This is a genomic window from Candidatus Eisenbacteria bacterium (assembly GCA_035712145.1).
Classification (GTDB): domain Bacteria; phylum Eisenbacteria; class RBG-16-71-46; order RBG-16-71-46; family RBG-16-71-46; genus DASTBI01.
The window spans coordinates 26530-50033 of record DASTBI010000115.1; the positions used below are offsets into that span (position 1 = coordinate 26530).

Genomic DNA, 23504 nt, shown 5'->3' on the forward strand with positions numbered 1-23504 from the left:
CAAGCTGCTCGCGGGACGCGGGATCGGATCGCGGCGTGCCTGCGACACGCTGATCGAATCGGGCGTGGTGCGGGTGAACGGCGCCGTCGTCCGCGAGCCGGGGCGTCGCGTCGAGCCCGAGCGCGACCGGGTGATGGTGCGCGGCCGTCCGCTCCCCGGCAGGAGCGCATTGCGCTACTTCCTGATCCACAAGCCGGTGGGGATGATCACGACGCTCCACGATCCGGAAGGCCGCGCCACCGTGCGCGACCTGCTCCCGCCTGGTCCGAGGCTCTTTCCGGTGGGCCGGCTGGATGCGGACACGAGCGGGCTCTTGCTCGTCACCAACGACGGCGAGCTGGCGCACAAGCTCATGCACCCGCGCTACGGAGTGGAGAAGCGCTACCGCGTCCTGGTGGACGAAGTCCCCGACTCGGCTCAGCTGAGGCGCATGCGCGAAGGCGTGACGCTCGAGCCCGGCGTGCGCACCGGACCGGCCGACGTGCGGCTGGCGCGCTCCCAGCGCGAGCGGCCCATGGTCGACATCCGGATCCACGAAGGGCGCTACCGCCAGGTGCGGCGCATGTGCGAAGCCGTGGGACTCGGCGTCAAGGCGCTGCATCGCTATGGGTACGGCCCGCTGCAAATCGGCACCCTGCCGCGCGGCGCGTTGCGCCCGCTGTCCGAAGGGGAGGTGCGGAAGCTGAAGGCGATGGCCGCGCGGCCGGGCGGCGTGGCACCGCGTCGTTTCCACGGCCCGGCGCCAAGCGGCGAGCGGAGCCGTCCGCCGGTGCCAAAGCGGCCCCGTCGCGAGCGCACCTTCGAACAGCCCCGTCGCGAGCACCCTTCCGCCCGGCCACGTGGGGGGCGCACCTCCGATCGGCCGCGTGGCGAGCGGACCTTCGATCGGCCACGGGCGGGGCGCACCTCCGCCCGGCCACGTCGTGAGCCCACCTTCGATCAGCCGCGTCGCGGGCGCACCTCTGATCGGCCACGTGGCGAGCGGACCTTCGAGCGGCCCCGTCGCGAGCGCACCTTCGATCGGCCACGTGGCGAGCGGACCTTCGATCAGCCGCGTCGCGGGCGCACCTCCGATCGGGCACGTGGCGAGCGGACCTTCGAGCAGCCGCGTCGCGGGCGCACCTCCGATCGGGCACGTGGCGAGCGGACCTTCGAGCAGCCGCGTCGCGGGCGCACCTCCGATCGGCCGCGTGGCGAGCGGACCTTCGAGCGACCACGCCGGGGGCGCACCTCCGATCGCCCGGGTGGCGGACGGACCTTCGATCGGCCACGTGGCGAGCGGCAACCTCGAAGCAAGCGCGGTCGCCCGATGGGTCAAAGAGCGGGACGCCCTGGGTCCGGGGGCTCACCAAGGCGCCCGGGGGGGCCTCGAAGGCCTCGGGCAGGCCGCGGGTGATGGCCGCCTAAAATATTGTAATTGAAATGCTTCGAGGCCGTTCCTAGACTTATTTGCGAAGTCGCGCCCGATGCCTTTGCCGCGGAACGATTCGTGCGGCAGGAAGCTTCAAGGAAGGGCGTCGCTCGACCGGCAGGGATGTCGGACTCACCGTCACGTCATTCGAGGTCCAGCCTCTCTTGCAGCAATCTCCCGACTCGGTCTCTCCCGCACCTTCGAATCACACCCAGCCCGCAGAAGCTCCCGAGACGTTTGACGGGACATGCGAAGCCAGTACCGGGGTAGAAGCACACGACCCGGTGGCCAGGACCCAAGCTCGGCGCCGTCCGAAGCTTCGGCTCCTGGTCCTCCTCGGGCTCGGAGCCTTCAGTCTTCTCGGTCAAGGCGAAGAGTGTCGCGTGGATTCCCGCTTCGTTTCTCCCAGCGCGACGCTCGCCACCTTCTGGGAAGCGCTGAGGGTGGGGGACGCGGACGGGGTATGGGAGTGCTTCGTCGAAGGACGCCACGATCTGCCGGTGCCCGGACAGCTCTGGTTCCTTCCTCCGACGGACCGCATCACCCTCGCCGAGTTCCGATCCCTGCCCGTCACGGGAGGGCGCATGCTCGTGAGCTACGAGGTGCGCTACGTCCCGCGCGGGCTCGATCAGGAGAGAAGCTTCCGGACGGGGGATGAGCTGGTGCGGCTGCGTGGACAGTGGCGCATCGCACGCCCACTCGGGCAGGCCAGTATGCCCGAGTGGGAGCCGACCCCTCGGCCGTTTGACATCTGAATCGGCGCGGGCCTAGGCTCGCTGGCCCCATTTCATCTGGCCGTTCGAGGCTCCCGCACATGCGACGACGCGCTCTCTGCGCGATCCTTTCGGCGCTTTCCATGGCAGCCATGGCAGCGTCGGCCCATGCGACCAAGTACGCGGGCGAGTTCCTGAAGGTCCCGGTCGGAGCGCGCGCGATCGGCATGGGGAGCGCCTTCGTCGCGGTCGCCGACGACGCGACGGCGCCTTTCTGGAATCCCGCCGGGCTGATCTACCTGCCGTACCGGGAAGTGCTCCCGATGCACTCCGAGCAGTTCGGCAGCCTGATCAATCATGACTACCTGGGCGCGGTCTTTCCCCTGGGCGGCGAGAAGGGCAAGCAGCAAGCCCTCGGCGTGGGCCTGATTCGGCTCGCGGTGGACGACATTCCGGTCACGCCTCGCCCCGGAGGTCTGCGGCCCAATATCGACTTCTGGGACTACGGCACGGACAACGACCAGGGCACCATCGACCCCAACGGGACGCAGGGGAACGGCGTGTGGGATCCGGGCGAGCGGCTGCTCGACATCGAGCTCTACGAGGCGAGCAGCAGCGACCTCGCGCTGCTCCTCTCGTACGCCCGCCATCGCGGGCCTCACTGGGCGTTCGGAGGCACCTTCAAGTTCGTGCGTCAGAGCATCCCCGATACGCTTCCGGGCGACCACGTCACCTCGTTCGGGATGGGCATCGACGCGGGGGCGGTGTACATGCCGTCCGACGCGATCACGATCGGGATCCTGGCCCGCGACCTCACCACCACGTACTTGTCCTGGAGCAACGGCACTCGCGAGCTGGTGGTGCCGACCATCGACATGGGCTCGGCCTTCCACTTCTTTCCGGCCGACCGCCATTCGCTGACGTGGGCCGTCGACCTGGCGTGGGGCTTCGAGAACCGGACGCTCGACAGCCAGATCGAGCTGGGACCGGTCACGGCGGATCTTCGCACCGGAGTCGAGTACTGGTATCGCAACACGCTCGCCCTGCGCTCGGGAGTGAGCGGCAAGGATCTCGCCTTCGGCGCGGGCGTGCGCTACAAGCACATCGGCGTCGACTACGCCGCCCAGCTCCACCGTTTCCTCGCGGGGAACACCGAAGGCTTCCCGAGCGATCAGGATCTCGATCCGACTCACCTCGTCTCGGCTTCGTTTTCCTGGTAACGGTTGTTCTGTTCTTGACTCGGACGCCTGGCTAGGCGTCTGATGGCCGAACCCAGGGAGCGCGGGGACCGGCCGCCCCTCCTCGAACCCCGTGCGCCTTCCTCGTTCCCCAGGGTGTTCTGACCACACTGTCTCGTGACCCGACCGGGTTTCGGGAGCGATCCATTGAAAATAGAACCCCGCCGAGCGTGGGGCCGAGTGGCGCTGCTGGGGCTTCTGGCAGCGTCGCCGGCTCATGGTGGCCGTTTGGATCCCGCCGATGAAGCAGCAACCCGGAGTCTGGCTGAGTACTGGCAGCATCGCCCAGCGAACAGCGGAGGGATGAAAGGCCGCACCGCAGCTCCGGCGGCACTTCCCGACGTCTTCGGCCCCGGCGCCGTCCTCACGGTTGGAAACGTGGTGATGAAGGTGACCAACTTCGGCACCATCGGGAACGCATTCGTGACGTCGAGTGATCCATCAGGACAGTGGCCTGGGGCTTCGGGAGTCGAGTATCTCTTCGCGATGTTCCTGGGCGTGGGCGGCGTGAACCCCAACGCGACCGATCCGACCGCGATGCGGCGGATGAGCTACATCCCCGAGTGGAATCCCCCGACTCCCGATCCCGAGGACAGGATGTACCGCGCCTATGACGGGATCATCAGCGGGAACCGGCTGGTGAACGATGACGGGGACTTCAATCCATTCACCGGCGAGCCGAGCATCGACGAGGACTTCCTCGACGGCCGTGACAACGACGGCGACAGCCGCATCGATGAGGACTATGGCGCGCTGGGTCAGCAGATGTTCTCGTGCGTGATGCGCGACGACACGCCGGCGGCCTTTGCGGCGAGCACGGCCGAAGCCCACGTGCCGCTGGTGACCGAAGTGCGGCAGCTGGCCTGGGCCTACTCGGTGCCCGGGTTCATGGATTTCAACGTCATCCAGTGGGACGTCTACAACCGCTCCGGCCATAGCCTCGACAGTCTCTACTTCGGAGGCCTGGTCGACATGGATGCCGGGCCAACGCCCATCTCGACCTACTTCTCGGACGATCGTGACATTCCCTATTTCCCGAGCGGCGAGTTCAGGCGGACGGTGGGGCCGGATGATCCGCGCTTCCAGAGTGTGACGCTTCCCGGCGGAGCCAGGGACACTCTCTGTCCGGTGCAGGCGATTCGCATCAACGGCTTCTCGCTGGTCGACGACAACGGCGACGAGGGACGAACCCCGGGCGTGGTCTCGCTTCTGCTCTTCGGGCACACCCTCGATCCGCTCGGTATCCGCGCGCCGGCCCGGGTCGGATTCCGCGCGTTCCGCTCGTACGTTCAGGGGACGCCGTATCTGAGCAACGGCGGCCCCACCATCGACCAGCAGCGTTTCGAATTCCTCTCGAGCCGCCAGAACATCGATCCAGCCACGGGTTTCCTCAGCGCCCCGCCAGGCGATCAGCCCGGCGACTATCGGGCGTGGTTCTCGGTCGGTCCTTTCCTCGATATTCCCGATGGCGGCATGTTCAGCGCCACCCTCGGAATCGCCGTGAATCGCGGCAGGTTCGTGGACCTCCAGGATTATCCGCTCGACTATGCGAGCTACCAGGCGGGCTTGAAGTCGGAGTCCGATCTGTTCGAGAAGTACCCCTCTCTCGAGACCGCCTTCACCGCGCAGATCGCCTACGAAGGCGTCTATGAGCCGCCGCTGCCGGGCTTCGAGGCGCAGGTCCCCGACTGTCACGGTTGCGAGACCGGGGTCAAGCTCCCGGCGGGCTCGACCCCCACGGTCATCACCGAGGTCTGCCCCGATCGCGAGGCGGTGTCCAAGCAGGTCACGGACAATGCCTATACCTGGTTCGACCTCGACTGCGATCCCTGCACCGGCGCGTGGAACGAGGCCAGCGGACAGGGTTATTACCTGCGGCACTGGAACGCCGAATCGCCTCCACCCAGTCCGAACCTGAACGTCGCGGCATCCCACAACTACTCGGACAATCCCGACCGTGTGCGGCCGGCGGGGGACAATCAGGTGACGCTGGCGTGGGACAACGTTGCCGAGACCACAGCAGACCCGAAGGTGAAGAAGTTCGACTTCCGTTCCTACCGGATCTGGAAGGTGGCGGGCTGGCGGCGTCCGGTCGGCGCCGCGGGTCCCAACGACGAGGATTGGGCCTTGCTGGCGGAGTATCGCCTGTTCGACTACGCCGACAGCAACTCGACCCGCGATCCGAACGCGGACACGCTGGTCTGCCCGATGGTCTTCGTGCCCAGCCACGACTATCCGCCGGGGCATCCGCACTGCAGCGATCCTCTCGCGGATCCGCTCGAGCTTCGGGGTGGCGGCTGCCGGGACACGGCGACCGTGAAGATCTGCCTCCGCAACGGTGACTTCTGGGATCGTCAGACCGGGGTGATCCTGCGCCCCGAAGCGGTCGACTGTGTCCGCGGACCCGGAGGAGAGTGCCTGCAGGACAGCGGATGGGCGCTGGAGGTTCAGGACATCTCCAGGGTTCCTCCGATCAAGAAGTCACGATATCCGGTGGGACGCTACCTCTATCTGGACCGCGAGGTGAAGAACGGCTTCGTCTACTTCTATTCGGTGACGGCCGGAGACTCGTCGTCAGGCGGTGAGCTCTACGGGCGCCGAACCGCCGTGGAGGCGGACCAGGTGGCCCCCCAGGGCTCGACCAAGTCCGGAAAGTCGGTATGGGTGGTGCCCAATCCGTATCGCGGATTCACGAGCATCGACGCCCGTCCCTCGGCCTGGGACCTGACACCCAACGCGACCGATCCCACCGGAACGCACATCGACTTCATGGGCCTGCCACAGGGCAAATGGAGGATCCGCATCTACACCGTGTCCGGGGATCTGGTCGCGGAGCTCCACGAGGACGACGCGGTCAACCCTTCGATTCGAAACCCGGTCACGGGGCCGGACAACGTGACCCGTCCCGGGTACAACCGCCAGCAGGACTCGCCGGATGACGGCCAGGCTCGATGGGACCTGATCTCGCGGAATGGACAGGACGTGGTGAGCGGCATCTACGTTTTCGTGGTCGACTCCAACGAAGGCGTGCAGCGAGGAAGGTTCGTCGTGATCCGTTAGTGCGCGATGTTCTTGCCGTCGCGCCTCGGGTTCCTCTAGCTTCCCCCGACCGCCGGTTCGGAAGGCGGTCGGGAGGGATCTGTGCAAGACACGATGGCGCTCGTACTGGCGGGAGGCCGAGGCGCTTCCCTGAGCGTTCTGTCGGCAGAGCGCGCGGAGAGCGCGCTTCCCTTCGGCGGCAAGTACCGGGTCGTCGACTTCGTCCTCAGCAACTGCTGTCACTCCGGGATCGTTCGCGTCGGCGTGCTCACCCAGCACGCGCCGACGTCGCTGCACGACCACATCGGGTCCGGCCGTCCGTGGGATCTCGACCGGCGTGATGCCCGCGTCTTCATCCTCCAGCCATTCCTCACCCGCGAGAGCTCCGGCTGGTATCGCGGCACCGCCGACGCGCTGGCCCAGAACCGGGACCTGATCGAGGAGAGCCGGGTGCGCCGCGTGCTCGTGCTTCCGGGCGACCACGTGTACAAGATGGATTACCGCGAGCTGGCGCGCACCCACGAGGAGCGCGGCGCCCGCGTCACGCTCGCGGTGACGCCGGTGCGGGCCGAGGAGACGCGGCGCTTCGGCATGGTGACCGTGGCCGACGGCGACCGCGTCGTGGCGCTCGACGAGAAGCCGCCCGCCACGTCGTCGCGCCTTGCCTCGATGGGTGTCGTGTTGTTCGAGGCCGACGTATTGCTGGAGGCGCTGGACAGGAAGCCGGTCGACCTGACGCTCGACATGCTGCGTCCGATGATCGAGTCCGGCGAGCGCGTTTTTGCCCATCACTTCCGCGGCTACTGGGAGGACGTGGGAACGCTCGCCACCTATTACCGCGCCAATCTCGATCTGCTCGCTCCCGAGCCCGGTCTGACGCTCGACGATCCGGAGTGGCCGATCCTCACCCGCGACGAGGAGCGCCCGCCGGTGCTCGTCCTGCCCGGCGCCGAGCTGGAGGGGAGCCTGGTGGCGAACGGCTGCCGCGTGGCGGGCTGCGTGCGTCATTCGATCCTGTTCCCGGGCGTCACCGTCGAAGCGGGCGCGGAAGTCACCGCGTCGGTGGTGCTTCCCGACGCCTGGATCGGACCGGGTGCGCGGCTCGACCGCACGATCCTCGACAAACATTCGTGGATCGGCGAAGGGGCGCGCGTGGGTCTGGGCGTCGCCACGGGGCACGCGCCGCTCACGCTGCTCGGCAAATACGTCCACGTTCCCGAAGGCGCGGAGGTGGGTCGTGGAGCGGTGCTCGGCGTCGGCGCCGGCCCGCAGGATTTCCGCGACCGGAAGATCGAGCCCGGCACGCGCGTGCCCGATCGTCAGGGGCTGGAGGTGCGGCCGTGAGCGCTCAGCGCTACGCGTTCATCCTCGCCGGCGGCCTGGGAACGCGGCTCTGCCTGTTGTCGGAGCAGCGCGCGAAGCCGGCGGTGCCGTTCGCGGGCAAGTACCGCATCATCGATTTCACGCTCTCCAACTGTGTCAACTCGGGCATCTTCGACGTCGGGGTGCTGACGCAGTACCGGCCCACATCCCTGCACCGGCACATCGGCATCGGACGACCGTGGGACCTGGACCGGACGCGCGGAGGCGTGCAGCTCCTCCAGCCGTCGCTCGGCGCCGTGTCGGGCGAGTGGTATCAAGGCACCGCGGACGCGATCTATCGCAACCTGATCCACATGCGGCGGCGCAACGCCGAGGAGCTGCTCGTGCTCTCCGGCGACCACGTGTACAAGATGGACTACGGCGTGCTCTACGCCTTCCATCGCGCCAATCATGCGGCGGCCACGGTGGCGGTGACCGAGGTCCCCGCCGACTCGGTGGGCGCCTTCGGCATCGTGGAGGCGGACGCCACGGGCCGCGTCACCGGATTCCTCGAAAAGCCCAAGCAGGCGCGCTCGAGACTGGCTTCGATGGGCATCTACCTGTTCGAGCGTGAAGCGTTGATCCGCTGGCTGGTGGAAGACGCGGGAATGCCGGAGTCGAGCCATGATTTCGGGAAGGATCTGCTGCCGCGGCTGGTGGAGCGCGGCGAGCGGCTATTCGCGTATCGGTTCCGCGACTACTGGCAGGACGTCGGCACGCTGGATTCCTACTATCAGAGCAATCTCGCTCTGCTCTCGGCGGAGCCGCCGCTCGAGCTGCGCGACGCCGAATGGGTGGTGCACACACAGAGCGCGGACCGGGCGCCGGTGCGCTTTCAGGCGGGCAGCCGCGTCGAGCAGAGCCTGATCTGCAACGGCTGTCGCGTGGCCGGCGAAGTGGTGCACTCGGTGCTCTCGCCAGGCGTCACGGTGATGCCGGGGGCCGTGGTGCGCGACAGCATCGTGATGAACGACACCGTCGTGGGCCGAGGCGCGGTGCTCGATCGCGCCGTGGTCGACAAGAACGTGAGGGTCGGCGATGGCGCGCGGATTGGTCACGGCTCCGCCGACGTGCCGAACCAGGCTTGCCCGGAGCACCTCTCTCAGGGGCTGGTGGTGGTGGGCAAGGACGCTCAGCTGCCCGCGGAGGTGTCGATCGGCCGGAACGCGCGGATCGGGGCGCACGTCCGGCTCGAGGCGTTCACGGGAGACGTGCCCAGCGGAGGTGTGGTGCACGGCCCCGCGGCCGAGCACTAGGGCAGGCTGCCCTCGGCTTCTTCGGCAGCCTGCGAAGCGTCTAGGCGGGGATTCTCAGGCGCTGTCCCGCGCGAATCACCGAAGAGCGGAGCCCGTTCGCGGCCTTGAGGCGGCTGATCGTGGTCCCGTTGCGGCTGGCGATGTTGCCCAGCGTATCCCCCGGCCTCACCACGATCACGCGTTTCACCGATCCCGAGTAGGCGCTGCCGCGACGCGACGGCCGTGGGGGGGTGAACGAGGCGACGCGTGCGCTGTCGGCGGCCAGATCCTCGGCCGTGATCTGCGTCGCATCGCCGGTGCGGATCTTCAGCCGCGTGCCTCGCCTCACCGCGGAGGTCTTGAGGCGGTTCCAGCGCTTGATGTCCTCGACCGTCGTTCCGGTGCGAGCGGCGATCGAGGCGAGCGTCTCGCCGCGGCGGACGGTCACCGTCTGGCGGCCTTCCGCGTCCGACTCGCCGTCGAGCTTGGCCGGCACGCCGATCTTGCGCGGCGGCACGTAGGCCGTGGAGCGCCGCGGGTCGTCATCTTCCAGGGCCGCGACTTCCACCGGCGCGCGGTGATGCGAGCGGATGGTGAGCACCATGCCGCGGCGCAGAGGCCGCGCCTTGCTGATGCCGTTGTCGCGAGCGAGCCTCGTGGCGTCCACGTGGTACTGGTTCGCGATTCGCTGGATCGTCTCGCCGCGGCGCACGCGGTGCTTCACCGACAGATCGGTGGCGGCAATCTTCTCACCGCTCTGCAGCTTGGCGAGCACGGTCTCGGCCTTGCCATCTGGAACGCGCAGCACGGTGATTCCATCCTTCGCCGGCGCCGCGCTGCCGCGCACCGCGGGGTTCAGCTCGCGCAGCGTCTCGTAGTCGCACTCCGCCAGCCGCGCGATCGCGCGCAGGTCGACGCTGCCCTTGAGCGCGAGCTCGTCGAAGTCCATGGGGTCGTCGAAGTCGACTTCGGCGAAGCCGTACTTCTCGGGCTCCCGGGCGATGGTCAGCACCGCCATGAAGGCCGGCACGTATTCCTCGGTCTGCTTGGGAAGGCGAAGGTCCCAGTAGTTCGTGGTGCCTTGGCGCTTGATGGCCCGCAGCACGGTGCCTTCGCCTGCGTTGTACGAGGCCAGGGCCAGCGGCCAGTCACCGAAGATCGTGTAGAGGTGCTTGAGGTAGCGCGCCGCGGCGACCGTGGATTTCTCCGGATCGCGCCGCTCGTCGACCCACTGATTCACGGTGAGTCCAAAGAGGCGTCCGGTCGAGCGCAGGAACTGCCAGGGACCGACGGCCGCCGAAACGGACTTGGCGTGGACGTTGAACCCGCTCTCGACGAACACGAGGTGAACGAGATCGGGCGGGAGGCCTTCCTTGCGCAGCACCTCGCGGAAGAGCTTCATGTAGCGGCCGGAGCGCTTGAGCCAGCGCTCGAAGGTGGACCGGCCCTGGCCGGTGAAGAACTGGATGTGACGCAGGACGTCGGCGTTCATCTGCGGCCGCAGCTCATCGACCGCCGGAGCGTTCAGGACCTTCGGGTCCGCGCTTCCGTCATCGGGGGCCTTGGGTTCCTTGGCGTCGTCTTTCGAATCCGGCGCCTTGGCGCCGTCCTTCTCCTCGATCGCTTTGCGCGACGCGTCGCGCAGCGCGGACATCTTGGATTTGAGCTCGACCAGGTCGCGGCGCCGCGACGCATCGAGATCGCCATCCAGCACGCGGTCGAGTTGGCCGAGCGACGCTTCGGCGGTGGCCACGGCGGACCCATGGTCGCCGGATTCGCGCTGCGCCCACGCGGACTCGTAGGCCGCGCGCGCGGACTGGGCGACCGTGGCGATGGAATCCGGAGCCGCCGCGGTCTGAACCTGCACCTCGGGCGCAGGGGCTTGGACCTGAACCGTGGGCGTCGGGGCCTGGACCTGAACGGACGGGGCCGGGGCCGACGATTGAACTTGAACGATGGGGGCTGGGGCCCCAGCCACGAGAATTTCGGGTTCTACGGCCCAACTCGGAGTTGGGTCGGAAACCGCAGCCGCGGCCAAGAAGGCCGTCAGGATCAGGGCTCGAACCGGCGTCATCTGTCGGTAGTCCTTCCTGGGGCCTCGAGTGCCCGCAGGGTTGCGGGATATCCGGCGCAACTTAAGAGCGCTGAATGCAGGTTGCAATCCTTCTCTTCGATTGCACCGGCGCAAACCCATATCGGGGGAGCGCCTGTTGGAATGCCACCAATGATGATACGGCAAACCGCGTGCCACAACGCCTTCGCGCATTGACACTTGCGGAGCCGTCCGATAGGTTGCGGCACGGCCTGATGCCGCTGTCAATGAAACGCCAATCTTTTGACGAGGGGCTCGACCGCATGCCGTATCTGACGGCTGATACCGACCGGTGGTTGGTTTCGGCCCGAGTCGGCGGCGAAGTCTTGACCACCCGAGCCTCCGTCAAGGGTCTCGAGCTCGATCTGCTGGGTCCAGTCGAGGGCTTTGCACCCGCAGAGCTCGAGAGCTGGCTTCAGAGCCTGGCTCAGTCGGTCGCGGAGGGTGTGGCCGAGGTCCCGCCAGGTGATCCGGTGCCGCCCATGCTGCGAGAGGCGCTGGGCGGTCTGCTCTTCTCGCGCGCCGAGGTCTGGAACCGCGGCACGCCGCCCTGCGCGATCGCGCTCGTGGCCGGCGAGGAGAGAATCGGGTTCGGCTGGGTCGGCGAGGCTTCGGTCCAGGTCATCCTCGATGGAGCTCGTCTCGATTCGGAGTGGGTGTCGATCCGGGACCCGCAAGGCCGCGAGGCGCGCGCTTGGTGTGGTTCGCCTCGACACGACGTGCGCATCGAGCTCTCGTGGTCGCCGGGTCCGGCGCAGGAACCGGTGAGCATCGAGGTGCGCTGGAACGGAGCCGTCGCGATTTCGGCCGCGGCTTCCGAGATGGCGTCCATCGACGAGCGCCTGCCGGCCCCCGAAGCCGTGGAGCCGGCCGCGTCGATGTCGCAGACGTCGTCCGTGGAGCTCTCGCCTCCCGAGGGTGAAGCGCCGTCTTCGGGCGTGGCGCGCTGGCTGGCCCAGCACCTCCAGTGGGATCGCCCCGAGACTTCGGTCGGGGAGAGCTCGCCGACCATCGAGGAGCCCGTCGAGGCGGAAGCGGCGCTGCCCGAGCTCATTCCGCCGACCCCCGAGCCGGCCGAGGTCACCGACGCCTCGATCAGGCCCGACACGCCGGAAGCGCTGGAACCCATCGACCCGACGCCGGGCGCCGCGGCGCAAGGGACGGCCGAGCCGCCGATCGATCGGATTCCATCGGAAGCGCTCGACGCCATGGCGACGCCGGAGCCGGAAGCGCTGCGAGAGCCCGAGCGCAGGCGGCCGCCCCCGCGCCATCCGCAGTGGCCCGAGCCGCCCGAGGACGAAGCCTCGCCGCTGGCGCGCCGCTGGAAGCCGATCGCGCTCTGGTCCGCGGTGGTGCTCGCGCTCTTCGGCATCGGATGGTTCGTCGGCTCCATGCAGGAGCAAAGCGGTCCGGAGCAGACGCGCCGCCCCTCGGGTCTGGTGCTCTTCCTCCGCCGCGTCGGGCTCGCGCCGCCGCGCTTCGAAGTCGCCGTCACCAGCCGGCCGCCGGGAGCCTGGATCGCGATCGACGGCAAGGAGCTGTCGGTGCGCACGCCGGCGACGCTCGAGCTGGCGCCGGGCGAGCATCGGGTCGAGCTCTCGTTTCCCGATCTAGGCAGCGCCGCGTACCGCGTGACCGGCGGCAAGGGCGATCGAGTCTCGCTCGACGCGCCGCTGTGGGGATCGCTGGAAGTGATCGCGAGCGAGTCACGAGCTCAGGTCGAAGTCTCGCTCGACGGACAATCCATCGGCTTCGTTCCGATCCGTCTCGACAGCGTGGCCCCCGGACCTCACGAGCTGCGCTTCACCGCGGGATCGACCGCCTGGGGATCGACGATCGAGGTGCGCGTGGGAGAAGCGCGCGAAGTCCTCGCCTATCCGTTGCAGTCCCCGGCGACCGGACTCCTGCAAGTGCGGGCGACCCAGAGCGAGGATGGGGAGACCACTCCGCTCGAGGGCGCGCGGGTGTGGGTGGATGGCGTGTCGCGCGGCGTGACGCCGCTCACGCTCGAGTTGTCCCGCGGTCCGCACAGCGTGCGCGTCGTGCACCAGCGCGAGGTCGCGCCGATCCAGGTGATCGACCTGCCGGGCGGCAATCAGCGCTTCGCCACGTTCGATTTCGGGCTGCGCTCCGACCTGCCGGAGCTCACGCTCAAGGCCCCGCCGCTATTCACGGTCGACGAGCCCGGCCTGGTGTCGGCGACGCTCAACGAGATCGGCACGGCCGAGGTGCGCGAGATGTGGCTCCACGTCCGCACGCCGGAAAATCGCTGGCGGCGCTATCCGATGACGCTGCTCGACGCGCAGGGCAGCGTCGTGGGCGCGGCGCCGTTCCCGATCGCGCTCTTGGCCGAGGACGGACAGCAGCTCTATTACGTGAGCGCGCTGACCACGCAGGGCGACGAGATCTTCACCGAGATGCAGACCGCCCGCGGCCCCGCCACCGCACGGCGCTGACATCACGGTCGTCACTTCGACGACGACCGTAACGCCGTCGTCCGTTGGGTCGCTGAACGGGTGCCCGACTCGCCCGGTCGCGTTTCGGACTCGCGTCGCAACCGCTGACACGGGGCGCCGTCGCGCCGTTCAACGCCGATCAGCCGGTCAGAAGACGACTGGCACGCCACTCGCCGATGGCCCGGCATGGGTGGGTGCACCGCCGTATGGATCGCCGCGACCGTGTGGGTCGGGCTCGCCGTCGGCCGTGAGCTGCCGCCGTTCTGGATCTCGGGCTTCGCCGTGGCCGCGGTCGGACTCGCGTGGCTCGCGCGCCGCGCGCCCGACCGGCTCGGCACGCTGGCGCTCGTGCTCGCCGTGCTGTGCGGCTCGCTCGCGCGTGGCGGCGCGGCCGGCGCCGTTCCTGGCGCCGCATCGGGCCGGCTGAGCCCGGAGCCGCCCGCCACGTGGATGTCCGCTCGCGTCGTAGACCATCCTGCCCGCGAGTCCGGAGACGTGGTGGCCATCCTCGAGACCACCCGCGCGTGCGAGCTGCTGCCGCGCGGCGCGCGCGTGCGCCTGCGCCTGCCGGCAGGAACCCGCGCCGAGTGGGGGGACACGCTGCGCGTGCTGGCACGGGTGGAGGCCCCGTCGCTCGCGCGGGTCCCCGGCGTTCCCTCGCAGCGCGAGGCCTCATGGGCGCAGGGCATCGTCGCGCGCGGGCGAGGCCTCTGGGTCGAGGACGGCGCTTCGCACACGCTCGCGCGCGCCACGATCGTGCGCTGGCGCCGCCATCTCGAGACCTGCTTCACCCGCGAGCTGTCTCCCGACGCGCGCGAGATCGTCACCCCGCTCGTGACCGGCGATCGCACCGGACTCGATCCCGATCTTGGCGCGGTGTTCCGATCCTCCGGCCTCGTGCACCTGCTCGCGCTCTCCGGCCTGCACGTCGTATGGATGGCGGGCGTCGCGCGGGGCATCACCGGAGCGCTCGGGGGCGGCCTGCGCGCCCGCGCGTGGACCGGCGCGGCGTGCGCCCTCTTCTATGTCGCGATCGCCGGGCCTCTTCCATCGCTCGCACGAGCCGCTGCGACCGAGGCGCTGGCCGCCGTCGCCAGTCTGCGCGGCCGCCTTCTCGATCCCTTGCAGGCGCTCGCGCTCGCCACGATCGTGCTGCTCGCGGCGACGCCGTCGTGGGCCGCCGATCTCGGCTTCCAGCTCTCGTGCGCGGCGACGCTCGGGCTCACGACGCTCGCGCGCCGCGCGGGAGAGTGGCTCGAGCGCAAACCCACCATCGGCGCGTCGACGCTGAAGTTGTTCGTGCCCACCGCGGCGGCGCAGGTGACCGCGCTGCCCATCGTGCTCGATCGCTTCCACGCGCTGCCATGGACGGCGCTCGGCTCGAACCTGGTGGCGGTGCCGGTGTGCGATCTGCTGATGGCCTCGGCCTGGCTCGGCGCCGGGCTCGAGGCGCTCATTCCCGGCGCCGGGCGATGGTGCTTCGCCGCCTGCGAGCCGCTCAGCCGCGTGCTGATCGGCGTCGCGCAGGCCGGCGCCGCCGCACCTCGCGCGCTGTGGGCGACTGGCCATTCGTTCGGGCCTCCCTTCCTGGCTGGACTTGGCGCCGCGCTTTTCGTGATCGCGTGCCTCGACGCACGCGATCTCGTGCACGCGCGCCTTCCGGCCTCGCGCACGCGCGTCGCACTCTCGTGGATGGGGCCGCTCGCGCTCCTGCTCGCGATCGTTCTCGGCGCCAGTGCGCCGGCCATGCGTCCTCCACCGGGACGCTGGTGGCTGGTGGTGCTCGATGTGGGACAGGGGGACGCGCTGGCGATCGGCGGCGCCAACGGCTGGCGATTGGTGGATTGCGGGCCGCGGTCGCCGGGCTACGACGCCGGCGCCGGAGCGGTCGTTCCGTTCCTCCACTGGGCCGCGGTGCGGCGTCTCGATGACGTCATTCTCACGCACGAGCATGGCGACCACATCGGCGGTGTCACGGCCGTGCGGCGCGCCGTGCCGGTGGTGCGATGGTGGCGGGGAGGATCCCCGCGCCGACGCGGCACGCCGGACGAAGCGCAAGACGTGCACGCCGGCGACACGCTCGGCCTCGAGCCGATGCTCGTGGCGCGCTGGCCGGCCGCCGGATTCGCCTCGCGGGATCTCAACGCCGGGTCGCTGACGCTCGAAGCGGGGGAGGGCGAGGGCCGCGCGCTGCTCGCGGCGGACATCGACAGCACGATCGAAGACCGTGTGATCGTGGGTGGCCGCTGCGCCGTGCTCAAGGTCGCCCATCACGGCGCAGCAGCGTCCTCTGGACGACGTTTCCTGGAACGCGTGCGCCCGCAATGGGCCATCGTGTCGTGCGGCGCCCGTAATCCGTTTGGACATCCCGACGTGCGAACGCTCGCGCGACTCGCGACGTGCGGCGCGCAGGTGCGGCGCACCGACCAGGTCGGGACGGTGTGGCTCGAGCTGGGACCCGACGGCGTGACGGAGATCGACTGGCGGCGCGACGCGGTCCGCGAGACGCACCGCGCGCCTTCGCCGGTCGTGACGGGCGGTGCACTTGCCCATGCTCCAGCCCGCTGCTAGATTGCGGTGTGGCTCCTCCTTCACCCTCCATGCACACTCTCGCGGTGCTCGCCTCGGGGCAGGGGACCAACTTCGAGGCGCTTGCGCTGGCCGATCAGCGCCATCAGCTCGGTGGCCACATCGCCCTGCTCGCCACCGACCGACCCGATGCCGTGGCACTGGATCGCGCTCGCCGGCTCGGCGTCGAGGCGCTCGTACTCCCCGCCGGCACGCGCTGGCGCACGAGGCTCGAGGACGAGACGCCGTGGATCGACGCGCTTCTCCAGCGCGGCGTCGACACCGTGCTCCTCGCCGGCTTCATGCGGCGGCTGCACGCGCCGTTTCTCGGAGCGTTCGAGGGACGCATCCTCAATATCCATCCTTCGCTTCTTCCCGCATTTCCCGGAGTCGACGCCATCGGCCAGGCCTTCTCGCACGGGGTCAAGGTGACGGGATGCACCGTGCATCTGGTGAACGAGGCGCTCGATGCCGGACCGATCGTCGATCAGGCCGTCGTCGAGGTACGAAGCGACGACACGCGCGAAGCCCTCGAGGCCCGGATCCACGAGGCCGAGCACCGGCTCTATCCGGCCGCGGCGCGGCGTTTCCTCACCACGCCGTGGCGGATCGAAGGCCGCCGACTCGTCTTTGCCTCCGAGGTGAAGGAGGGCGTTCGATGAGCCATGCCCGCCCGGCGCTGGAGGCGGTGGTGTTCGACGCCGGCGGCACGCTCGTGCGGCTCGACTTCGAGTGGATGGCCGAGGCGCTGACCCGGATCGGGGTGAACACCGAGGCCTCGACGCTGCGGCGCGCCGAGGTGGAGGGACGCCGCCGCTACGACGCGAGTCAGAGGGCCGGCCGTCACGATGCGTCCCCGCTGGGCGGTCCGGGGGACGTGCGCGCCTATCTCGGCGGCATGCTCCACCACGCCCACGTGCCGGCGGAGAAGATCGACGGCGCCGTGGACGCGTTCCTGGCGCACGAGAAAGCGAACGGCCTGTGGGCCCGACCGATGGAAGGCGCCCGCGAGGCGATCGACGCGACCTCTGAGCTGGGCCTGCGACGGGCGGTGGTGTCGAACTCCGACGGACGCGCGGAGTGGCATCTGCGGCACTCGGGCGTGCTCGATGGCATCGAGTTCGTCGTCGATTCGCACCTCGTGGGCCTCGAAAAGCCCGACCCCGCGATCTTCCGTCTCGCGCTCGATCGCCTGAAGATTCCCGCCGAGCGCGCGCTCTACGTCGGGGACATTCGCTCGGTCGACGAGCGTGGCTCGAGGGCTGCCGGCATGCACTTCGTGTTGATCGATCCATCGGGGGATTACGCGGGGGCCACGCCTTCGATCCGCGCCATCGCCGACCTGCCGTCATGGATCACGACCCACTTCGAAGTCCCGCGCGCCGCCCAGGCGGGCCGGGAGGCGATAGGAGGCTGACATGCTGAGCACCAAGGACGCGATTTCACACGTGGATCTGCCCGGCATCGAGCCGTGGCGACGCGGCAAGGTGCGAGCCGTGTACGAAGCCGGCCCCGAGCGTCTGATCATCGTGGCGAGCGACCGGCTGTCGGCGTACGACCATGTTCTGCCCACGCCCATTCCGAACAAGGGCCGCGTGCTGACCGAGCTGTCGATCTTCTGGTTCGAGACCCTGAAGAGTGCTGCGCCTCACCACTTCATCAGCGGGAGGCCCGCGGAGTATCCCGCGCCATTCGAGCGGCACGCCGCCCTGCTCGAAGGCCGCAGCATGCTGGTGCGGCGCGCCGAGCGCATCGACATCGAGTGCGTGGTGCGCGGCTACCTCACCGGATCCGGATGGAAGGAGTACAAGCGGGACGGCACCGTATGCGGCCTCGCGCTGCCCAAGGGACTGAAGGACGGCTCGCGTCTCGACCCGCCGATCTTCACCCCGGCCACCAAGGAGGATACGGGGCACGATCAGAACATCTCGTTCGAGCGCATGACCGAGATCACGGGGCGCGAGGTCGCCGAGGCCCTGCGGACCCGCAGCATCTCGATCTACGAGGAGGCACGGGCTCACGCATGGGCGCGTGGCCTGGTGCTGGCCGACACCAAGTTCGAGTTCGGCCGGGTGGACGGTGCACTGACGCTGATCGACGAAGTGCTCTCTCCGGATTCCTCCCGCTATTGGGACCGCGCGGAATACGAGGCCGGCCGGCTGGTCTCCTTCGACAAGCAGTTCGTGCGCGACTGGCTGGATCATTCGGGCTGGAATCACGAGCCCCCCGCGCCGGCGCTGCCCGAGGACGTGGTGTCGAAGACCAGCGCGTGTTACCTCGAAGCCATGCGGCGGCTCACGGAGCGCGGATGACCTGGCCGCGGGCCGCGCTGCTGTCACTCTCGGACAAGAGCGGCGCGGTCGAGTTCGCGCGCGCGCTGGCCGCGCGCGGGACGCGCATCGTGGCGTCGGGAGGCACCGCTCAGCACCTGCGCCAGGCAGGGATCGAGGTGACCGCGGTGGAGGAGTGGACCGGATTCCCCGAGCTGCTCGGCGGCCGCGTGAAGACGCTGCACCCTCACGTGCATGGTCCGATCCTGGCGCGGCGCTCCGAGCCGGGGGACCTGGCGGCGCTGGCGGAGCGCGGCGTCGAGCCCATCGATCTCGTGGCGGTCACGCTCTATCCGTTCGAGCAAAAGGCCGCGACGCTCGACGAGGCGGGCGCGGTGGAGGAGATCGACATCGGCGGCGTCGCGCTGCTGCGCGCGGCGGCGAAGAACTACGCCGACGTCATCGTGGTCCATGATCCGGCTCAGTATGCCGACGTCCTGCGCGCGCTCGAGACGGGAGTGACCACGGACCAGCGGCGCACCTGGGCGCTGCAGACCTTCGCTCGGACCGCCCGCTACGACGCGGCGATCGGCGCCGAGCTGGCACGGCGCCTCGCGCCCGACGATCCGCCGCCGCTCCATCTGATGGCGCTCGAGCGCGTGCGAGCGCTGCGATACGGCGAGAACCCGCATCAGGCGGCCGCTCTCTATCGCCGGACAGGGGACCGGAACGCGCTTCATGCAGAACGTGAAGGGAAGGAGCTTTCCTACAACAATCTCCTGGACCTCCATTCGGCCGTCTTGCTGGCCTTCGAGCTGGCCGACCCGGCCTGTGTGATCGTCAAGCACAACCAGCCATGCGGCGCGGCCACCGCTGAAACCGTGGGCCAGGCCTACGAGGCGGCGCTGGCCGCCGATCCGCAGTCGGCCTTCGGAGGGATCGTCGCCTTCAACCGCGCGGTGGACGTGGACGTCGCACGGGCGCTCGCCCGGCAATTCGTCGAGGTGGTCTCGGCGCCCGAGTTCTCCAAGGATGCCGAGAGCGCGCTCATGGAAAAGAAGCAGCTGCGGATCGTCCGGATGACGGCGAAAGACCTGTCCTCCACCGATCCCTGGAGCGTGCGCCTGCTCGGACCCTGGGCGCTGCTCGAGCGCGAGGACCGGGACGCCGCTCCCGCGTGGCGTTGCGTCACACGAAGCACCCCCAGCGACGAGGAGATGGAAGGGCTGCGCTTCGCATGGAAGGTCGTGGCGAGCGCGCGCTCGAACGCCGTGGTCCTGGCGCGCGGCCCCCGACTGATCGGTCTGGGCTCCGGCCAGACCAGCCGGGTCGATGCCGTGGACGTGGCCTTGATGAAGGCCCGCCGAGCCGGACATGATCCGATGGGCGCGGTGCTGGCGAGCGACGGCTTCTTTCCCTTCGCCGACAACATCGAGCACGCTGCCGCGGCCGGGATCAAGGCCATCGTCCAGCCCGGCGGATCGAAGCGAGACGCCGAGGTGATCGCGGCCTGCGACACCCACGGCGTAGCCATGATGTTCACCGACCGACGAGTCTTCCGGCATTGAAAACGACGGGAGAGCCATGACCTTGACCGCGGACCCACCAGCGACGAAATCACCCGCCCGGAGCACCCGGGATCGCGCCGCGCGCGCCGTGGCCTCCGAGCGCGTGGTGATCCTCGACTTCGGATCGCAGTACACCAATCTGATCGCGCGGCGCGTGCGGGAGGCCGGGGTGTACTCCGAGATCGTGCCGGGCACCACACCGGTTGGCGAGATCGCCGCCATGCGTCCCCATGCGCTGATCCTGTCCGGCTCGCCGGCCAGCGGATACCGCGATCAGGCGCCTCTGCCCGATCCCGGCATCTACCGCCTGGGCAAGCCGCTGCTCGGCATCTGTTACGGATTCCAGGCCACCGCTCACCTCACCGGCGGTCGCCTGGCGAAGGCCGATGCCGCCGAATACGGCACCGCCACGTTCGTCATCGATCGGCGATCGCCGCTCTTCGCCGGCGTGCCCAAGCGCTTCCGCGCCTGGATGAGCCACGGCGACGAAGTGCAGGCGCTCGGCGAGGACTGGGTCCCCGTCGCCCATACCGCGAATTGCGCGTTCGCGGCCGCGTTCCACCGCGTCCATCCCTACCACCTGATCCAGTTCCACCCCGAGGTCGTGCACTCGCCGTTCGGCAAGCGAGTGATCCACAACTTCCTGTTCCGGATCGCGAAGCTCAGGGGCGGCTGGAGCATGAAGAGCTTCCTGCGCCGCGCCGTGGCCGACATCCGCGCTCAGGTCGGCGACGGGCACATCCTGTGCGGCCTCTCGGGCGGGGTCGACAGCACGGTGGTCGCCACCTTGTGCCATCGCGCGGTCGGTCGCCGGCTCGTGTGCGTGCTGGTCGACCATGGTCTGCTGCGCCAGGGCGAGGCCGAAGAAGTGGCGCGCGAGCTGGGTGAGAAGCGCAAGCTCCAGCTCGTCGTGGTCGATGCGCGGGAGCGGTTCCTCGCGAAGCTCGCGAACGTCACCGACCCCGAGCGCAAGCGCAAGATCATCGGCGCCGAGTTCATCGCCGTCTTCGAAGAGGAAGCGAAGAAGCACGGGCCGGTCGAATTCCTGGCCCAGGGGACGCTCTATCCCGACGTGATCGAAAGCGCCTCGGCGGGCTTCGGCGCGCAAGTCATCAAGACCCATCACAACGTCGGCGGGCTTCCGGAGCGCATGCACCTCAGGCTCATCGAGCCGCTGCGGCTCCTCTTCAAAGACGAGGTGCGCGAGCTGGGTCGCGAGCTCGGCCTGCCGGATCATCTCGTCGACCGCCATCCTTTCCCCGGGCCGGGGCTGGCCGTGCGCACGCTCGGAGCGGTCAATGCCGAGGATCTCGAGGTGCTGCGCCGCGCCGACGCCATCTACATCGAGGAGCTGCGGCGCTCGTCGTGGTACGACAAGACCTGGCAGGCATTCGCCGTGCTGCTGCCGGTCTCGACGGTGGGGGTCAAGGGTGACGAACGCTCCTACGAGCGGGTGATCGCGCTCCGCGCCGTCAACAGCGAGGACGGCATGACCGCCGACTGGACGCGGCTTCCCGAATCGCTCCTGGCCAGGGTCGCGAGCCGGATCGCGAACGAAGTGCGCGGCGTGAACCGGGTGGTGTTCGACATCACGTCGAAGCCGCCCGCCACCATCGAGTGGGAGTAGGCGCGACCCCCCAGCTCGCCCGAGGAGACCCGTCACGCCGAATCGAGCCCACCGTCGTGAACGGGAGGTCGCGGCCGATCCACTGGCGCCGCTGCGCACGCGCTCCTGGCTCAGCGAAGCCCAGCGCAAGGCGATCCATATCGGCTCGCTGATCCTTCCGCTCGGTCTCCTGTTCGAATGGCTGCCATGGCCGCGCGGCCGCGCTCAGTGGCGATGGTTCCTCATCGGCTGCACGCTGATCGCGATCGCGATCGACCTGCTGCGCATCCACGAGGACCGCGTGCGCCGGTTCTTCAAGGATTTCTTCGGGCAGATGATCCGCGACCACGAGCGCTTCAGCCTGCTCGGCTCGACCTATCTGCTGATCGCGGCGCTGCTGGCGGTCGAGATCTTTCCGCGCCCGGTGGCCGCGGCGGCGCTCGGCTTCACGGTGCTGGGGGACAGCTTCGCGGCGCTGGTGGGGAAGGCGTGGGGACGGCACCGGTTCTTCGGCAAGACCTTCGAAGGCGCGGCGGCAGGGCTGGTGGCATGCCTGCTGTGGGCCTGGTTCCTCGTCCTCGCCGGCTTCCTGCCGTGGCCGGTGGCCCTGGCGGGGGCACTGGTCGCAAGTCTGGTGGAAATGCTGCCGATACCTCTCGACGACAACCTCGGCGTCACGCTGTTCTCCGGTTACGTCATGAAGCTCCTCTGGGGCACCCCATGAGTCCTCGTCCGCTGCCGTCTTCAGGATCGTTCGAAGCTTTCGTCGACCTGGCCAAGGGCGGCCAGCATCTCCAGGCGCTCGAGAAGCTGGCTCGCGCGCTGGCCGACCAGCCGCTGCACGCGCAGGTGCGCGGCGCCGCGGTCGAAGCGCTGAGCCGCATCGGCCGCATGGCCGAAGCCGCTTCGGATCTGGGCTCCGCGGTGCGAGCCCTGGAAGAGGCGGCGAGGATCGCTCCGCGCTACGCCGACGTGCACTACCAGCTGGCGCGACTCCAGATCCAGAGCCGCCAGACCGCGGCCGCGCGCAAGAGCCTGGCGTCGGCGCTGCGGATCAATCCCGGATACGTGGCCGCGCGCGTGGAGCTGGCCCTGCTCGACGCGCGCGAAGGCCAGCTGGGGGAAGCGATCGAGACGCTGCGACACCTCGATCTTGGACGCTCGCCGCACGAGCCGCGGCTCTTCCACCGCGGCATCGAGAGCCTCGAGCACGCCGATTGGCAACAGGCCGAGTCGCTGCTCCGCCAGGCCTTGCATCTGGATGAGCCAGGACTGAGCGAGACGCTCGAGGAGGTGCGGACACGGATGAACCGGGGCGATCGCGCATCCGCGGCGCGATTGATTCGCGAAACCCTGGTGAAGCACCCGGGCTATGTCGACCTGCACTGCCTGCTCGGTATCGCGGAGCTGGAAGACGGCCACCTGGACGACGCCATCGCCACGCTGGCCCACGCGCTCGAGCTCCATCCCGACTATCACGCGGCGCGCGTGCAGCTGGCTCGCGCCCTCGAGGCATCGGGGGACCTGGCGCAGGCCGAAGAGCAGGTGGCCCTGGTCCTCGAAGTGGACCCCCAGAATCCCCAAGCGCTGGAGTTGTCGGAGCGTTGGGGACGCTGGCACCGCCGGCGGCGGCGTCCCTCGGCCACGCCGCGCAAAGCCTCTTGACCCGGACCCCCTGAAGGGGCCAACCTCGAATTGCGTCCGGGTGCTTCTTGAGTACTTGCTGCCAGGGAGGATCCCCCATGGCGCGTGGCACCGTGAAGTGGTTCAACGATAACAAAGGTTATGGATTCATCACCCCGGAGGAGCAGCAACAGGACGTCTTCGTACACTTCTCCTCCATCGAAGGTAGCGGCTTCAGAACCCTCCACGAGGGCGACCAGGTGGAGTTCGAGGTCAAACCCAGTGAACGAGGGAATGAAGCAGCGCACGTCGTGAAAGTCTGA

The 23504-nt window shown here is 69.1% G+C and carries 17 protein-coding genes; 16 read left to right on the plus strand and 1 reads right to left on the minus strand.

Annotated features, from left to right (window positions below):
• Window positions 1-4: 4 nt before the first annotated feature.
• From VFQ05_06910 to VFQ05_06935, 6 genes are all read left to right on the plus strand, one after another.
• Entirely contained in the window at window positions 5-1396 is a 1392-nt protein-coding gene (locus tag VFQ05_06910) for a pseudouridine synthase (GenBank protein HET9326481.1), read from the plus strand.
• Between the two features lie 398 nt (window positions 1397-1794).
• On the plus strand, window positions 1795-2166 hold the full coding sequence (locus VFQ05_06915; protein HET9326482.1) for a hypothetical protein: 372 nt from the start codon (window positions 1795-1797) through the stop codon (window positions 2164-2166).
• 101 nt (window positions 2167-2267) lie between these two features.
• Window positions 2268-3344, plus strand: coding sequence for a hypothetical protein (locus VFQ05_06920; GenBank protein ID HET9326483.1), 1077 nt, complete (start codon window positions 2268-2270; stop codon window positions 3342-3344).
• A gap of 321 nt (window positions 3345-3665) precedes the next feature.
• Entirely contained in the window at window positions 3666-6422 is a 2757-nt protein-coding gene (locus tag VFQ05_06925) for a hypothetical protein (GenBank protein HET9326484.1), read from the plus strand.
• Window positions 6423-6503: 81 nt separating this feature from the next.
• Window positions 6504-7745: a glucose-1-phosphate adenylyltransferase family protein gene (locus VFQ05_06930; protein HET9326485.1), complete on the plus strand. Its 1242-nt coding sequence runs from the start codon at window positions 6504-6506 to the stop codon at window positions 7743-7745.
• Entirely contained in the window at window positions 7742-9019 is a 1278-nt protein-coding gene (locus VFQ05_06935) for a sugar phosphate nucleotidyltransferase (GenBank protein HET9326486.1), read from the plus strand. The genes VFQ05_06930 and VFQ05_06935 overlap by 4 nt, the downstream gene beginning before the upstream one ends.
• 40 nt (window positions 9020-9059) lie before the next feature.
• On the opposite strand, the gene VFQ05_06940 is transcribed toward VFQ05_06935, so the two are convergent.
• A complete protein-coding gene (locus VFQ05_06940) occupies window positions 9060-10865 on the minus strand; it encodes a LysM peptidoglycan-binding domain-containing protein (protein ID HET9326487.1) in 1806 nt (601 codons plus the stop codon).
• Window positions 10866-11416: 551 nt separating this feature from the next.
• Between VFQ05_06940 and VFQ05_06945 the strand changes: the two genes are divergently transcribed.
• The 10 genes from VFQ05_06945 to VFQ05_06990 all read left to right on the plus strand — a co-directional run bounded on the left by VFQ05_06945 (window position 11417) and on the right by VFQ05_06990 (window position 23504).
• Window positions 11417-13546: a PEGA domain-containing protein gene (locus VFQ05_06945; protein ID HET9326488.1), complete on the plus strand. Its 2130-nt coding sequence runs from the start codon at window positions 11417-11419 to the stop codon at window positions 13544-13546.
• A gap of 186 nt (window positions 13547-13732) precedes the next feature.
• On the plus strand, window positions 13733-16117 hold the full coding sequence (locus VFQ05_06950; GenBank protein HET9326489.1) for a DNA internalization-related competence protein ComEC/Rec2: 2385 nt from the start codon (window positions 13733-13735) through the stop codon (window positions 16115-16117).
• A 29-nt stretch (window positions 16118-16146) separates the two neighbouring features.
• Complete coding sequence (gene purN / locus VFQ05_06955; protein HET9326490.1) at window positions 16147-16776, plus strand: phosphoribosylglycinamide formyltransferase; 630 nt, start codon at window positions 16147-16149, stop codon at window positions 16774-16776.
• On the plus strand, window positions 16773-17531 hold the full coding sequence (locus tag VFQ05_06960) for an HAD family hydrolase (protein ID HET9326491.1): 759 nt from the start codon (window positions 16773-16775) through the stop codon (window positions 17529-17531). The genes purN and VFQ05_06960 overlap by 4 nt, the downstream gene beginning before the upstream one ends.
• A 1-nt stretch (window position 17532) precedes the next feature.
• Complete coding sequence (locus VFQ05_06965) at window positions 17533-18426, plus strand: phosphoribosylaminoimidazolesuccinocarboxamide synthase (GenBank protein ID HET9326492.1); 894 nt, start codon at window positions 17533-17535, stop codon at window positions 18424-18426.
• Window positions 18423-19952, plus strand: a complete 1530-nt coding sequence (purH, locus tag VFQ05_06970) for a bifunctional phosphoribosylaminoimidazolecarboxamide formyltransferase/IMP cyclohydrolase (protein ID HET9326493.1) — start codon at window positions 18423-18425, stop codon at window positions 19950-19952. The genes VFQ05_06965 and purH overlap by 4 nt, the downstream gene beginning before the upstream one ends.
• 16 nt (window positions 19953-19968) lie before the next feature.
• Window positions 19969-21579: a glutamine-hydrolyzing GMP synthase gene (gene guaA / locus VFQ05_06975; GenBank protein ID HET9326494.1), complete on the plus strand. Its 1611-nt coding sequence runs from the start codon at window positions 19969-19971 to the stop codon at window positions 21577-21579.
• Window positions 21580-21859: 280 nt separating this feature from the next.
• Complete coding sequence (locus VFQ05_06980) at window positions 21860-22282, plus strand: hypothetical protein (GenBank protein ID HET9326495.1); 423 nt, start codon at window positions 21860-21862, stop codon at window positions 22280-22282.
• Window positions 22279-23223 (plus strand): tetratricopeptide repeat protein, encoded by a 945-nt coding sequence (locus VFQ05_06985; protein ID HET9326496.1) that lies wholly within the window; start codon window positions 22279-22281, stop codon window positions 23221-23223. The genes VFQ05_06980 and VFQ05_06985 overlap by 4 nt, the downstream gene beginning before the upstream one ends.
• A gap of 77 nt (window positions 23224-23300) precedes the next feature.
• Window positions 23301-23504, plus strand: a complete 204-nt coding sequence (locus tag VFQ05_06990) for a cold-shock protein (GenBank protein ID HET9326497.1) — start codon at window positions 23301-23303, stop codon at window positions 23502-23504.